The organism is Dyella marensis (assembly GCF_049532885.1).
In the GTDB taxonomy this organism is placed as follows: domain Bacteria; phylum Pseudomonadota; class Gammaproteobacteria; order Xanthomonadales; family Rhodanobacteraceae; genus Dyella_D; species Dyella_D marensis.
On the sequence record NZ_CP064029.1, the window covers coordinates 708,250 to 723,528 of the forward strand.

At 68.2% G+C, this 15,279-nt stretch carries 9 protein-coding genes; 4 read left to right on the top strand and 5 right to left on the bottom strand.

Annotation, left to right across the window (positions count from 1 at the left end):
• The first annotated feature begins 103 nt into the window (after positions 1-103).
• From ISN75_RS03120 to ISN75_RS03130, 3 genes are all read left to right on the top strand, one after another.
• The gene (locus ISN75_RS03120) at positions 104-2,584 is read left to right on the top strand and encodes a S9 family peptidase (RefSeq protein ID WP_343819423.1); all 2,481 of its coding nucleotides are present in this window, start codon (positions 104-106) and stop codon (positions 2,582-2,584) included.
• A gap of 223 nt (positions 2,585-2,807) precedes the next feature.
• Entirely contained in the window at positions 2,808-5,516 is a 2,709-nt protein-coding gene (ppc, locus tag ISN75_RS03125; RefSeq protein ID WP_167252522.1) for a phosphoenolpyruvate carboxylase, read from the top strand.
• 87 nt (positions 5,517-5,603) lie between these two features.
• Positions 5,604-6,212, top strand: coding sequence for a TIGR00645 family protein (locus tag ISN75_RS03130; protein WP_167252521.1), 609 nt, complete (start codon positions 5,604-5,606; stop codon positions 6,210-6,212).
• 182 nt (positions 6,213-6,394) lie between these two features.
• Here the strand turns inward: ISN75_RS03130 and ISN75_RS03135 are convergent, their stop codons facing one another.
• A complete protein-coding gene (locus ISN75_RS03135) occupies positions 6,395-8,254 on the bottom strand; it encodes an ATP-binding cassette domain-containing protein (RefSeq protein ID WP_343819422.1) in 1,860 nt (619 codons plus the stop codon).
• 85 nt (positions 8,255-8,339) lie between these two features.
• Complete coding sequence (gene metK / locus ISN75_RS03140; protein WP_167252519.1) at positions 8,340-9,539, bottom strand: methionine adenosyltransferase; 1,200 nt, start codon at positions 9,537-9,539, stop codon at positions 8,340-8,342.
• Positions 9,540-9,844: 305 nt separating this feature from the next.
• Between metK and ISN75_RS03145 the strand changes: the two genes are divergently transcribed.
• Positions 9,845-10,576 carry an SGNH/GDSL hydrolase family protein gene (locus ISN75_RS03145; RefSeq protein ID WP_343819421.1) on the top strand — a complete coding sequence of 244 codons (732 nt, stop codon included), beginning with the start codon at positions 9,845-9,847 and terminating at the stop codon, positions 10,574-10,576.
• A gap of 186 nt (positions 10,577-10,762) precedes the next feature.
• Here ISN75_RS03145 and ISN75_RS03150 read toward each other — a convergent pair whose 3' ends face one another.
• The 3 genes from ISN75_RS03150 to ISN75_RS03160 all read right to left on the bottom strand — a co-directional run bounded on the left by ISN75_RS03150 (position 10,763) and on the right by ISN75_RS03160 (position 15,056).
• A complete protein-coding gene (locus tag ISN75_RS03150) occupies positions 10,763-11,593 on the bottom strand; it encodes a class I SAM-dependent methyltransferase (RefSeq protein ID WP_343819420.1) in 831 nt (276 codons plus the stop codon).
• Positions 11,594-11,820: 227 nt separating this feature from the next.
• Entirely contained in the window at positions 11,821-12,807 is a 987-nt protein-coding gene (gene dusB / locus ISN75_RS03155; RefSeq protein ID WP_168648042.1) for a tRNA dihydrouridine synthase DusB, read from the bottom strand.
• Positions 12,808-12,839: 32 nt separating this feature from the next.
• The gene (locus tag ISN75_RS03160) at positions 12,840-15,056 is read right to left on the bottom strand and encodes a TonB-dependent siderophore receptor (protein WP_343819419.1); all 2,217 of its coding nucleotides are present in this window, start codon (positions 15,054-15,056) and stop codon (positions 12,840-12,842) included.
• Positions 15,057-15,279: the final 223 nt, after the last annotated feature.

The window sequence follows — 15,279 nt, forward strand, 5'->3', positions numbered from 1 at the left end:
GCCCGGGTGCCCAGGCGGCCTGGACCATGACGGATGGCCTAGGCCCGGCCGGCGCCGGGCCGGTAACGTCGCAAGTTTCTTCGTCCATAGGCCGTCTGCCCCCATGAACCGTCCGCTCCGGCGCCTCGCCCTCGTTGGTTTCCTGCTGGCGGCACTGCCGCTGGCCACCTCCGCCCGCACCCCGCTGGCCCCGCCCGCGGCGGCCGCCCCGGCCGACGGCTACCGCCTGCCGCCCGCGCCGCTGCAGGCGCTGGTGGATGCACCGCGCCCGCCGCAGCTGTCGATCAGCCCGCACCGCGACCTGCTGGCACTGATCCAGACCCCTGCGCTGCCCGGCATCGACCTGGTCGCCCAGCCCGAGCTGAAGCTGGCCGGCCTGCGCATCAATCCGCGCACCTATGCGCAGAGCCGCTTCTCCTTCGGCACCGACCTGTGGCTGCTGGACATCGCCAGCGGCAAGGAGCAGCGCCTGCAGGGCCTGCCGGCGCCGCTGTCGATCGCCACCACCAGCTGGTCGCCGGACCAGCGCTTCCTGGCCTTCAACCAGGTGGATGCGAAATCCGGGCGCAACGAGCTGTGGGTGGTCGACGTCGCCGCACATAACGCACGCCGCCTGACCGAACTGCCGCTCAATACCGTCTCCGGCCGCGGCTACCGCTGGATGTCCGACAGCAAGCGCCTGCTGGTGGAACTGCGGCCGGACGGGCAGGGCGAGGCGCCGGCCGGTGGCGGCATTCCCACCGGCCCGAACGTGCAGGAGACGCGCGCCGGCGGCGGCGTGAAGTCGCTGCCGACCTATCAGGATCTGCTGCACAACGAGAACGATGCACGCGTGCTGGAGCACTACCTGCGCGCGCAGGCGGCGCTGGTCGATCTCGACGGCAAGGTGACCAGGCTGGGCGAGCCCGCGCTCACGCTGTCGCTCGCGCCCTCGCCGGACGGCCGCTATCTGCTGCGCGAGCGGGTCGAGCGGCCGTTCTCCTACCTGGTGCCGGTGGATTACTTCCCGCGCCGGATCGAAGTGCTGGATCTGGACGGCAAGCTGGTGAAGGAGATCGCGCACCAGCCGGTGATCGACGGCCTGCCCACCGGCAACGACGCCGTGCGCACCGGCGTGCGCGAGATCGAGTGGCGTGCCGACGCACCCGCCACCCTGGTCTGGGCCGAGGCGCAAGATGGCGGCGACCCCGCGCGCCAGGCCGACGTGCGCGACCTGGTGAAGACGCAGGCGGCGCCGTTCACGCAGGAGCCCACCGTGCTGGCGCGCCTGGGCAGCCGCTATGCCGGCGCCTATTGGGGCTCGGGCGAGCTGGCGCTGATCGAGGAGTTCTGGTGGAAGACGCGCCAGGTGAAGGAATGGCGCATCGCGCCGGACCGTCCGCAGCAGGCGCCGAAGCTGGTGCGCGAAGGTTCCTCCGAGGACCGCTACAAGGACCCGGGCCTGCCGGCGACGGCGATCGACGAGCACGGCGAGCAGCGGCTGGTCGTCACCGCCGACGGGCACGGCATCTTCCGCCTGGGCAAGGGCGCCTCGCCGGAGGGCGACCGTCCGTTTATCGACAAGGTCGACCTGGACAGCGGCAGGAGCGAGCGCCTGTTCCATTCGCAGGCGCCGTACTACGAAGCGCCGCAGGTGCTGCTCGATGCGCAGGGTAAGCGCGCGCTGACCTCGCGCGAAGCGCCCACGGAGACGCCGAACTTCTACGTGCGCGAACTGGCCTCCGGCAGCGCGCCACGCGCGCTTACGCACTTCGCGCATCCCACGCCGCAATTGAAGGACGTGAAGAAGGAGCAGATCCGCTACAAGCGCAAGGACGGCGTCGAGCTCACCGCCACGCTGTTCCTGCCGCCGCACTACGACCCGAAGAAGGACGGCCCGCGTCCGATGCTGATGTGGGCCTATCCCACCGAGTTCAAATCGGCCGACGCGGCGGGGCAGGTCACCGATTCGCCGTACCGCTTCAACCGCATCAGCTACTGGAGCCCGCAGGCGTTCCTGGCGATGGGCTATACGGTGCTGGACGATTTCTCCGTGCCGATCGTCGGCGAGGGCAGCAAGGAACCTAACGACACCTACGTGCCGCAGCTGGTGGCGAGCGCGGAAGCGGCGGTGGACGAAGTGGTGCGCCGCGGCGTGGCCGAGCGCGGCCGCATCGCGGTGGGCGGGCATTCCTACGGCGCCTTCATGACCGCCAACCTGCTCGCGCATACGCGGCTGTTCAAGGCGGGCATCGCGCGCAGCGGCGCGTACAACCGCACGCTGACGCCGTTCGGCTTCCAGTCGGAGGAGCGCAACTACTGGCAGGCGCAGGACGTGTACAGCGCGATGTCGCCGTTCAACTATGCCGACCACATCAAGGACGCGCTGCTGCTGATCCACGGCGAACAGGACAACAACTCCGGCACCTTCCCGATCCAGAGCGAGCGCCTGTACGCGGCGGTGAAGGGGCTGGGCGGTACGGCGCGGCTGGTGATGCTGCCGAACGAAGCGCATGCGTACCGCGCGCGCGAATCGATCATGCAGATGCTGGCGGAGTCCAACGATTGGCTGGAGCGGTATGTGAAGAACCCGCCAGCACACTGACGCTTGGCGCCAACGCCTGGCGTAGGTTGGGGTGAGCCATAGGCGAACCCCAACATCGCGAAGCGTACGAGGGCACCGATGTTGGGGTTCGCCTATGGCTCACCCCAACCTACCCCGGCTCATTCGTTTCATAAGCAACTTTGCGAGCTCATGCGGCGCCGCACAAAAGGCCATTCGTTCGGGGTAGTCTTGGAAGTCCAGACATCCGCCGACCCAGGTTCCGATGGCCCAGCAGCGCAGTCCCGAGTTCGCTCCGCACGATGCCCCCCTGCGCGAAGACGTCCGCCGTTTAGGCACCCTGGTCGGCAACATGCTCGCCGAGCAGGTGGCGCCGGCATTCCTCGATGAAGTCGAACGCGTGCGCACCGCTGCCATCGCGCGCCGCCACGAGGGCGCGCCGCTGGCTCTGCTGGCGGAACCGCTGACCGGTGTGGAGACCGCGCATGCCGAAGCGCTGGCGCGCGCCTTCGCCACCTATTTCCAGGCGGTGAACATCGCCGAGCGCGTGCACCGCATCCGCCGCCGCCGCGATTACCAGCGCGAGGACCATGCGCCGCAGCCCGAATCGCTGCTCGATGCGCTCGGCCGCCTGAAGGAGCAGGGCGTCGGTGCGGCCGAGCTGCTGGAATGGCTGGCGCGGCTGCGGGTGGAACCGGTGTTCACCGCGCATCCGACCGAAGCGATGCGCCGCTCGCTGCTGGAGAAGGAACAGGCGATCGTGCGCGCGCTGATCGACAACTTCGATCCCAGCCGCACGCCGCAGGAACGCAAGGAAGACGACGACCGCATCTTCATGGCGCTGTCCTCCGCGTGGCAGACCGCCGAAGCTTCACCCGTGCGGCCCAGCGTGCAGGACGAGCATCACCACGTCGGTTTCTACCTGGCCAATCCGATCTACCGCATCGTGCCGGCGCTGTACGAGTCGCTGGCGGATGCGCTGCAGCAGGTCTACGGCGTGGCGGTGGCGTTGCCGCGCCTGCTGTCGTTCGCCACCTGGGTGGGCGGCGACATGGACGGCAATCCGAACGTGGGCGCGGACACCATCGCGGCCAGCCTCGGCAACCAGCGCGCGCACGTGCTGGAGCATTACATCGACGACATCGCCGGACTGGCGCGGCTGCTCAGCCAGACCGAGGGGCGCGTGGGCGTCGACGACGGACTGGCGCGGCGCCTGGCCGATTATCGCCAGCGTTTCCCGGAGGCCGCGGCGCAGGTGCGGCCGCGCCATGCGGACATGCCGTACCGCGCCTTCCTCGCCGTGGTCAAGGCGCGCCTGCAGGCCACGCACGACGACGATCATCCGGAAGCCTATGCGTCGCCGCAGGACCTGCTGGCCGATCTGCAGCTGATTGCCGACAGCCTGCTCGATCATCGCGGCCTGCATGCCGGCGCGTACGCGGTGCAGCGCCTGATCTGGCGCGTGCGCAGCTTCGGCTTCCACCTGGCGCGGCTGGACGTACGGCAGGACTCGCGCGTGCACGACGATGCGCTCGCCGCCCTGTTCGGCGAGGCGGACTGGCCCGAGCGCGACGACGCGGCGCGTGCGCAAGCCTTGCAGCCGTATGCGAGCGGCGAACGCGCGTTCGGCGACAGCGACGATGCCGGCGCGCAATCATTGAAGGCGGTGTTCGCCACGCTGCGCGATGCGCGCAAGCGCTACGGCAGCGATGCGGTGGGCCTGTACATCATCAGCATGGCGCGCTCCGCCGCCGACGTGCTGGCGGTGCTGGCGCTGGCGCGGCATGGCGGGCTGGTGGCCGAGGAAGACCGCGTGCCGCTGGACGTGGCTCCGCTGTTCGAAACCGTGGACGACCTGGCCAATGCGCCGGCAACCCTGCGCGCGCTGTTCGGCGACCCGGTCTACCGTGCCCATCTCGACCAGCGCGGCGGCCGCCAGTGGGTGATGCTGGGTTATTCGGACAGCGGCAAGGACGGCGGCACGCTGGCCTCGCGCTGGGGCCTGCAGCGCGCGCAGGTGGAGCTGCTGGAAGTGGCGAACGAGGCCGGTGTGCGGCTGTCGTTCTTCCATGGCCGCGGCGGTTCGGCCAGCCGCGGCGGTGCGCGCATCGCGCCGGCGCTGATGTCCTCGCCGCGCGGTTCGGTGGCCGGCGTGCTGCGCGTGACCGAGCAGGGCGAGGTGATCCATCGCAAGTACGGCATCCGCGCCTTGGCGCTGCGCAATCTGGAACAGACCGTGGGCGCGGTGCTGCGCGCCAGCCTGCGTCCGCGCGAGCAGGACGAGCGCGAGGCGGTGTGGCGCGAGCGCATGGGCGAGCTGGCGGCGAACAGCCGTAAGACGTATCGCGCCTTCGTCGACCGCGACGGCTTTATCGATTACTTCCGCAGCGCCACGCCGATCGACGTGATCGAGCGCATGACCCTGGGCTCGCGTCCTTCGCGCCGCCGCAGCATGCGCGGCGTGCAGGATCTGCGCGCGATCCCGTGGGTGTTCGCGTGGACGCAGTGCCGCTCGATCATCACCGGCTGGTACGGACTGGGCACGGCGCTGGAGCAGGGCGCCGCGGCTTTCGGCGAGGAGGCGCTGGCGGAGATGGCAAGCGACTGGCCGTTCTTCGCCAATATGCTGGACGACGTGGAGATGGTGCTGGCCAAGAGCGACCTGGATATCGCCGAGGCCTTCTCGCAGTTGGCCGGTGAACTGCACGAGCCGTTCTTCGCGCTGATCCGCGAGGAATTCGAACGCACCACGCGCTGGGTGTTGCGCCTGAAAGGGGCGGACGAACTGCTGCGCGATGCGCCGAAGCTGAAGGTGTCGATCCGCCTGCGCAATCCCTATATCGATCCGATGAGCCTGCTGCAGGTGGATCTGCTGCGCCGCTGGCGCGCGGGCGGCAGCGAGGACGATGCGTTGCTGCGCGCGCTGGTCGCTTGCGTGAACGGCGTATCGCAGGGGCTGCAGAACACGGGTTGAAAGGCCGCGCTGGAGAGGCCTGCCGGGAGCTTGCGCAAAATCTTTCGATCTCGCTAGGCTGGACGCTTTAGACCGCGAGTTTTTCCCATGCATGAAGCTCCCCGCCGCCTCGGCCCCTTGCCCTGGCTGATCTTCGGCTCCCGCTGGCTGCAGCTGCCGCTGTATCTGGGCCTGATCGTGGCGCAGTGCGTCTACGTGTTCCTGTTCGCCAAGGAGCTGTGGCATCTGATCCACGAAGCGCCGTCGCTGGGCGAACAGGAGATCATGCTGATCGTGCTCGGCCTGATCGACGTGGTGATGATCTCCAACCTGCTGGTGATGGTGATCGTCGGCGGCTACGAGACCTTCGTCTCGCGCCTGCGCCTGGAGAACCATCCGGACCAGCCGGAATGGCTGTCGCACGTGAACGCCTCGGTGCTGAAGGTGAAGCTGGCGATGGCGATCATCGGCATCTCCTCGATCCACCTGCTGAAGACGTTCATCGCCGCCGGCTCGCTGACGGGGTTGCCGTTCTGCTCGGCGGAGATGCTGGCGAGCATTGCCGAGAATGGCCCGGGCACGGCGCTGAAATGCGCCACGCTCACGCCGGTGGGCGTGATGTGGCAGACCATCATCCACTTGGTGTTTATCGTGTCGGCGATCGGTATCGCGTGGACGGACCGGTTGATGCAGAGCGCGAAGCGCGAGGAGCATTGAGCTTTTCACTCCCTCTCCCCTCCGGGGAGAGGGTTGGGGTGAGGGGCCGGGCGGAGCGGTGAGTGGAGGGTCTCGATAAGCTCAAGAGCTTTTTCCTCTCTTCGTAGAAGCGCTACCGCGAGCACCCACCCCTCATCTGCCTGCCGGCATCTTCTCCCCGGAGGGGAGAAGAGTTTCAGTTCTCAGCCTTCCAGCTCAGTCCACCGCGCGTACGCCACTTCCAGCTCCGCCTGCAGCTTCGCCAGCGCCTCGTTGTGCCGCTGGATCGCCGCGTTGTCCTGCTGGTAGAACGCCGGATCGTTCATCGCCGCCGAACGCTCGGCGATCTCCGTCTCCAGCTTTTCGATCAGCGCCGGCAGCTGCTCCAGCTCGCGCTGGTCCTTGTAGCTGAGCTTGCGCTTCGGCTCCGCGGCGCGCGGCGCTTCGGCGGGCTTCGCCGGCACCGGCACGGCTTCCACCGCCTTCGCCACCGGCCGCTGCCGCAGCCAGTCGCTGTAGCCGCCGACGTAGTCGCCGACCCGGCCTTCGCCTTCCAGCACCAGCGTGCTGCTGACCACGTTGTCGAGAAACTCGCGGTCGTGCGACACCAGCAGCAAAGTGCCCTGGTATTCGGTCAGCAGTTCTTCCAGCAGCTCCAGCGTTTCCACGTCCAGGTCGTTGGTGGGTTCGTCCATCACCAGCAGGTTGGAAGGCTGGGCGAACAGCTTGGCCAGCAGCAGGCGGTTGCGTTCGCCGCCGGAGAGGCGGGTGATCGGTGCGCGGGCGCGTTCGGGCGAGAACAGGAAATCCTGCAGGTAGCCGATGACGTGCTTGCGCTGGCCGTTGAGCTCGATGTATTCGCGCCCGCCGGCCACGTTGTCCAGCGCATTGAGCGTGTCGTCGAGCTGGCTGCGGTGCTGGTCGAAGTAGGCGATCTGCAGCCCGGTGCCCAGCGTCACCTCGCCGCGCTGCGGCGTGAGTTCGCCCAGCAGGATCTTGAGCAGGGTGCTCTTGCCGGCGCCGTTCGGGCCGACGATGCCGACGCGGTCGCCGCGCATGATCACGGTGTCGAGCTGGTCGATCAGCACGCGCCCGCCGTAGGCTTGGTGCACGCCGCGCGTCTCGATCACCTTCTTGCCGGAGGCCTGTGCATTGGCCAGGGTGATCCTGGCGTTGCCGCCCAGCTCGCGCCGCTCGGCGCGCTCGCGGCGCAGCGCCTTCAGCGCGCGCACGCGGCCTTCGTTGCGGGTGCGGCGCGCCTTGATGCCCTGGCGGATCCACACTTCTTCCTGCGCCAGCTTCTTGTCGAATAGCGCATTGGCCTGCGCCTCGGCGTGCAGGCGTTCCTCGCGGCGGCGCAGGTAGTTGTCGTAGTCGCCGGGCCAGCTGGTCAGCTGGCCGCGGTCGATCTCCACGATGCGCGTGGCCAGCGAGCGCAGGAACGAGCGGTCATGGGTGATGAAGATCAGGCTGCCGGCGAAGGACTTGAGAAAACCCTCGAGCCAGCCGATCGCCTCGATATCCAGGTGGTTGGTCGGCTCGTCCAGCAGCAGCACGTCCGGCTTGCGCACCAGCGCCTGGGCCAGCAGCACACGGCGCTTCATGCCGCCGGACAGCGCGGCGAAGTCGGTGTCGGCCGGCAGTTCCAGCCGCTCCAGCACCTCGTTGACGCGGCGGTCCAGATCCCAGCCGTGCCGCGCCTCGATCTGCGCCTGCACGTCGCCCAGCGCGTCGAAGTCGTGCTCGGCGAGCAGGTGGTGGTAGCGCGCCAGCAGCGCGCCGAGATCGCCCAGGCCCGCCGCGACCACGTCGAACACACTGCCGGCGGTGTCCTGCGGCACTTCCTGCGCCATGCGCGCGACCACGATGCCGGTCTGCAGGCGCAACTCGCCGTCATCCGGCTTGAGGTCGCCCGCGATCAGCTTGAGCAGGGTGGATTTGCCTTCGCCGTTGCGGCCGACGATGCACACGCGCTCGTTCGCCTCGATCGACAGATCGACGTGTTCGAGCAGGAGGGGGCCGCCGACGCTGAAGTCGACACGCTGGAGTTGGATCAGGGACATCCGCGCATTGTAGCCGTTGCGCGGGGCTCCGACGAAAACGGGCCGCTTGCGCGGCCCGTTTTCGTGCAGCGGATGAAGCGTCCGCTTACTTCAGCTTGGCGTCCGCGCGCAGCGCCTCGGCCTTGTCCGTCTTCTCCCAGGAGAAAGCGGTGTAGGTCTTGCCGTCCGGGCCCTTCACTTCGTACGGCGAGCGGCCGAAGTGGCCGTAGCTGGCGGTCTGCTGGTACATCGGATGGATCAGGTCCAGCATCTTGATGATGCCGTACGGGCGGAGGTCGAAATGCTTGCGGATCAGCTTCTCGATCTTGTCGTCCGAGATCTTGCCGGTGCCGAAGGTGGTCACCGAGATCGAGGTCGGCTCGGCCACGCCGATGGCGTAGGAGACCTGCACTTCGCAGCGGTCGGCGATGCCGGCGGCCACGATGTTCTTGGCCACGTAGCGCGCCGCGTAGGCGGCCGAACGGTCGACCTTGGACGGGTCCTTGCCCGAGAACGCGCCGCCGCCGTGGCGGGCCCAGCCGCCGTAGGTGTCGACGATGATCTTGCGGCCGGTCAGGCCGCAGTCGCCCACCGGGCCGCCGATCACGAACTTGCCGGTCGGGTTGATGTGGAACTTGGTGCCCTTGTGCAGCAGCTTGGCCGGCAGCACGGGCTTGAGGATGTGCTCGCGCACGGCCTCGACCAGGTCCTTCTGCTTGATGTCCGGATCGTGCTGGGTCGACAGCACCACGGCGTCGATCGCCACGGCCTGGTCGTTCTCGTAGCGCAGGGTGACCTGGCTCTTGGCGTCCGGGCGCAGCCACGGCAGCGGCGACTTCTTCGCCTTGCGCACCTTGGCCTGCTGCTCGACCAGGCGGTGCGAGTAGTACACCGCCGCCGGCATGTAGTCCTTGGTCTCGTTGGTGGCGTAGCCGAACATCAGGCCCTGGTCGCCGGCGCCCTGTTCTTCCGGCTTCTTGCGGTCCACGCCCTGGTTGATGTCGGGGGACTGCTTGCCGATCAGGTTCAGCACGCCGCAGGTCTCGCCGTCGAAGCCGACGTCGGAGGAGTTGTAGCCGATGTCGACGATGACCTTGCGGGTCAGCGCCTCGAGGTCGATCCAGGCGCTGGTGGTGATCTCGCCGGCCACGATGGCCACGCCGGTCTTCACCAGGGTCTCGCAGGCCACGCGCGCACGCGGATCCTGGGCCAGGATGGCATCGAGGACGGCGTCGGAGATCTGGTCGGCGACCTTGTCCGGATGGCCTTCGGAAACCGATTCGGAGGTGAAGAGGAAGTTGCTCATCGCGGGTTATATCCTTCCTTACGGATAGAGAGATAAATAGAGGGTGCGGCATGATACATGCCGGCCCCCGGTTTTGCAGCTACAGCATGCGGCCGGCAGGTGACGATTTCATGCCGATTCAGCCGTTTGGACGGCCAGGAGGCCGAATGTCGCAGGCTTCCGGCGGCCTGCCGGGCGGCCGCGCAAGCGCCCGAGGATAGCTCACGGCCGTCCCGGCCGTTGCTGCGCTGCGGGTAGGTGGGCCGGGGATTTCCGGGCCCGATCCGCTACATTCGGGCGGATCGGCACGACTCGCGGAGGCCTGCATGACCCGGAACCACACCATCCATCCCGCCCGCTGGCTGCTGGCCCTGGCCTGGCTGCTTCTGGCCTCGGCAGCCGCCGCCCAGACCGTCCAGACCAAGGGGCCGGCCGAATGGCTGCCCGCGATGGACGCCTTCGCCAGGCAGGACCAGGCCCAGCCCCCGCCGCAGCAGGCCGTGCTGTTCATCGGCAGCTCCTCGATCAATTACTGGCATTCGCTGGCCGAGGATTTCCCCGGCGTGCCGGTGATCAACCGCGGCTTCGGCGGTTCGGCGATCGAGGACAGCACCTACTACGCCGACCGCATCGTCACGCCGTACCACCCGCGCCTGATCGTGATGTACGCCGGCGACAACGACGTCTACGAAGGCCACTCCGCGCAGCAGGTGGCGGACGACTTCAAGGCCTTCGTGGCGCGCGTGCGCAAGGACCTGCCGGCGGTGCCGGTGGTGTACATCTCCATCAAGCCGAGCGTGGCGCGCTGGTCGCTGTGGCCGGCGATGAGCCAGGCGAACGGCCTGATCCGCGACTGGGCGGCGACGCAGCGCGGCGTGCGCTTCGTGGATATCGCGCCGCTGATGCTCGATGCGCAGGGCAAGCCGCGCGCGGAGCTGTTCCGCGACGACGGCCTGCATATGAAGCCGGCCGGCTATGCGCTGTGGATCCAGGCGCTGCGCCCGGTGCTGGCCTCGTATGGCTTCAAGGCGAAGCAGCCTGCCGCCAACGCACCGTGATACGGCGTAGGTTGGGGTGAGCCCGTAGGCGACTGCGAAGGCAGGATGCCGTAGCGAACATCCGCGTAGCGGATGGCCCGAAGGGCTGGCTGCTGATGCAGCCAGTAACCCCAACGTTGCGGCGCGCTTGGAGGTCTCGACGTTGGGGTTCGCCTGCGGCTCACCCCAACCTACGGCAAGGCACGCTCAGTACACGCTGGCCCGCGCCTGCACGAAGGCGAAGAAGAACACTGCGTTCGGGTCGTTGCGCACGGCCTGCAGTTCCTTGCGCATGCCGGCGACGGTGGCTGCATCGACCTGGCCGCCGTCGAGCAGGGCATCGGCCGCCGACAGCAGCAGTTCTTCCCAGAACTCGATCATGTGCTTGCGCCGGCCTGGCTGGCGGTTGTCGAGGTGGATGGTTTTCACCTCGGTATGCACGTCGTGGTAGCCGCCGGCCAGCAGCAGGTTGCCGAGCTTGGCGCCGATGAAGGGATCGCCGCCGGCGTCGTACTGGTGGTCGTTGAAGGCCAGCCAGTAGCGCAGCAGGTGCGGCGAATACGGGTCGAGGAAGAACGAGGCGTTCAGCACCTCGGTGACGTAGGCGGTGGCGCCCGGGCTCAGCACGCGGCGCACTTCGCTCAGCACGCGCGCGGGGCTGGGCATGTGTTCCAGCACCCAGCACAGGTAGGCGGCGTCGAAGCTGCGTTCGCCGAACGGCAGGTCGGTGGCGTCGGCCTGTTTCAACGTGTAGCGCGCCTCGCACCAGGCGGTGGCGGCGAGGTTGCGCTCGGCGGCGGCGAGCTGGGCCGCCGAGCGGTCGATGCCGGTGACGTGCAGCTGCGGGAAGCGGCGCAGCAGGATCTCGGTCTGCGCGCCGACGCCGCAGCCGACTTCGAGCAGGCGGGTGGCGTCGCTGTAATCCACGTGGCTGAACAGGCTGGGTTCGAACATGCGCGCCTGGCGCACCAGGCGGGCCTGTTCCTCGGTCGAGAAGCCGTGGATATAGGGGAAATCGCCGGTGGGTTCGGTGGCCATGGGGCCTCCGCAGCGGGGCTGGAAGGAAAGCTTAGGCCTCGGCCATGGCGCGCTCAAGATTGGCGCACGTGGGGGTAGGCGTAAGCGACTGCGAAGGCAGGATGCCGTAGCGAACATCCGCGTAGCGGATGGCCCGAAGGGCTGGCTGCTGATGCAGCCAGTAACCTCGACGATGCGCGCGGAAACCCGCTCGGTGCGCAGGCATGGCGTCGGGGTTTCACCCCAACCTACGCGGCGAGTTCGAGGCCGTTTTCCAGTGCCTGGAAATATTCGCGCGTCAGGCGCAGCTGGTCCTGCGCGCTTTCGGCGCGGTTGACCACCTCGCGGAAGGCGGCGTTTTCCGGGCGATCCTTGGCGTACCAGCCCAGGTGCTTGCGCGCGATGCGCACGCCGGACTGCTCGCCGTAGAACGCGTACAGATGTTCCAGATGCGCCAGCAGGATCGCGGCCACTTCCGCCGGACCCGGCTCGGGCAGGCGCTCGCCGGTGGCGAGGTAATGCGCGATCTCGCGGAAGATCCACGGCCGGCCCTGCGCGCCGCGGCCGACCATCACCGCGTCGGCGCCGGTCGCATCGAGCACGTGTTTGGCCTGCTCCGGCGTGGTGACGTCGCCGTTGGCGAAGATCGGCATGCGCACGGCGGCCTTGACCGCGGCGATGGTGTCGTACTCCGCCTCGCCTTCGTATTTGTCGGCGCGGGTGCGGCCGTGCACGGCCAGCGCGGCGATGCCGGCGTCCTCGGCGATGCGGGCGATGGTGAGCGCGTTCTTGTTCTGGCGGTCCCAGCCGGTGCGGATCTTCAGCGTCACCGGGATGTCGACCGCGTCGACCACCGCCTTGACGATGCGCGCCACCAGCGGCTCGTCCTGCAGCAGGGCGGAACCGGACCACACGTTGCAGACCTTCTTGGCCGGGCAGCCCATGTTGATGTCGACGATCTGCGCGCCGTGCCCGGCGTTGTAGCGCGCGGCCTCTGCCAGCATGGCCGGGTCGTAGCCGGCGATCTGCACGCTCACCGGTTCGGGTTCGCCGGCGTGGTCCATACGGTGCAGCGACTTGCGCGTCTGCCACAGGCGCGGGTCGGCGGTGGTCATCTCGGACACGGCCAGGCCCGCGCCCAGCCGTTTGCACAGCAGGCGGAAGGGCTTGTCGGTGACCCCCGCCATGGGCGCGAGCACCACGGGCGGGTCGATGCGGTAGGGGCCGATCTGCATCCGGCCATTTTAGCCGGGAGCGGCCCCGCCGGTCAGAAATCCACCGAAGCCTGCACGAAGAAGGTGCGCGGCTGGCCCACGTAGAGGCCGTTGTTGTTGTCGGTGGAACGGGTGAAATAGCGCCGGTCGAACAGGTTCTTCACGCCCACGCCGAGCTTCAGATACGACAGCGCCGGGCCGAAGCGGTACTCGCCGCGCAGGTTCCAGCTGGTCCAGCCGGGGATGTCGCCGTAGTCGCCCGCCGGCGTGCCGACGGTGATGTACTGCGAAGGCCTGGTCGGATCGAAGCTGGGCGAACCGGGCGAATGCTGGCGCGACTGGGTGAAGGCATCCAGGTTCAGCGTCCACGGGCCGCGCTCGTAGCGCACGCCGAGGTTGGCGGTGCGGCGCGAATAAAACGGCAGGTCGCGGCCGGCGAACGAGCCGTAGTTATAGGTGGCCTTGGTGTAGGTGAAGGTGCTCCACAGGGTGAGGCCGCGCAGGTTCGGATCGAACGCGCCGGCATCGAGGTGGGCGGCGGTTTCCAGGCCCTTGTGGGTGGTGGCGCCGAGGTTGGTCCAGCCGTCGTGCGAATCGGCCACGCCGGGAATCTTGCCCACCAGCTGCAGCTCATGGTCGAAGTTGATGCGGAACAGCGTGGCTTCCGCGCCCCAGGCGCCGTTGTCGTAGCGCGTGCCGGCTTCGTAGGTGCGCGCGGTTTCCGGGGCCAGGCCGCTGGCGAACTGGTTGTCGGCGTTCTTCTGGCCGATCTGGAAATACTGCAGGCTGCCGAACGAGGTCTCGGCGTTGGCGTAGAGCTTCCAGCGCTCGGACAGGTGATAGATCACATTGAGCGACGGCAGCGGCTTGGAATATTTCTCGCGCCGGAAAGCCGGGCCTTTCACGATCACCGTGGCGTCGGGCAGGGCGCGCCACCAGGTGTTGATGCGCTCGTAGCGCAGGCCGGGAGTGATGGTCCAGCTGCCGGCGTTGATGGTGTCGTCGATGTACAGCGCATGCGCTTCGGTGCCGCCGACGTTGTTGCCCGAACGCACGTATGCACCGTTGTACGGATTGCTGTCGAACGGCGTGTAGTAGAGCGGCGAGTCGTACTTGTTGTTGCGCAGCGTGCGCTCGTGCATCGCTTCGTTGAGATAGCGGTAGCCGACGCCGATTTCCTGCGTCCAGCCGCCGAAATCGAACAGCTGCGAATAGCGCGGTTCGATCGCGAAGGTGTGGTAGTTGCGCGGGTAGGCGTTGAGCTGGTGCGTGTAGATGCCGGTCTTGGCGTTCTGCGTGATCGTTTCGATGTGGCTGCCGCGGAAGCTGTCGGTGTAGTAGGTCTGCACCTCGAAGCTGCGGGTGTCGTCGACGTGGCTGTACTTCAGCACGGCGTCCTTGCGCAGGCCGCGGAAGTCGTCGAACGGGCGGCGCGACTGGAACGGGTTGGCGTCGTAGTCGGCCTGGCTTAAGCCCCCGGGCATGCCGGCCTGGCCGCGGTAGTAGTGCAGGCTGCCGCTGAGCGTGTCGGTGGCGCTGAGGCGGTAGCTGGACTTCAGCATCACGTCGTCGATGTTGGTGTTGTTCTCGTGCTCGCGGTAGCCCGGGCCCTTGGTGCCGGAGTAGAGCAGGGCGAGGCCCAGTCCTTGCGCGGTGGTGCCGCCGATGAAAGCGTTGCTCTGGGTCTGGATGCCGCCATGCGCGCCGCCCTGCAGCAGTACGCCGGCGCTGCCGCCGAAGGTCTCGGGAATCCCGCGGGTGACGAAGTTGACGATGCCGCCCACGTTCTGCGGCCCGTAGCGCACCGAGCCGCCGCCGCGCACCACGTCCACCGCTTCGAGGTTGGCCACCGCCATCGGCATCATCGACACCTGCGGCTGGCCGTACGGCGCCACCGCCACGGGGATGCCGTCGAGCAGGATGGTGGAGCGCGGCGACAGGCGCGCGGTCAGGCCGCGCACGCCCACGTTCAGCGACACGTCGCTGCCGCCGGTGCCGTTGCTTTCCTGGATCTGCACGCCGGGAATGCGCCGCAGGATGTCGCGCACCTGGGTAGGCGCGGCTTCGACGATCTGCTCGCGGCGGATCGTGGTGCGCGCGCCGGGGTGGTTCTGCACGTCCCGCGCGGTGGCATCGCCCAGCCAGTCGCCGGTGACGCGCACGGCCGCCAGGTCCTTCGCCTGCTGCTGGTCCGGCGTGTCATCGGCGGCATGGGCGGAGGCGGCGCTGGCCAGCAGGGCCAGGGCGATGGCGCGGGAAAGACGGGGCATGGTGTTAGGAGGCCGTGAAAACGGGCATCTTAAATGAGAATAATTCTCACCACAAATTCATGCGCCGGCCCCGCCAGACGTAGGCTGGGGTGAGCCGTCAGGCGACTGCGAAGGCAGGATGCCGTAGCGAACATCCGCGTAGCGGATGGCCCGAAGGGCGGGCTGCTGATGCAGCCAGTAACCCCAACAGTGCTAGGCGTATGCGGGTGGCCATGTTGGGGTT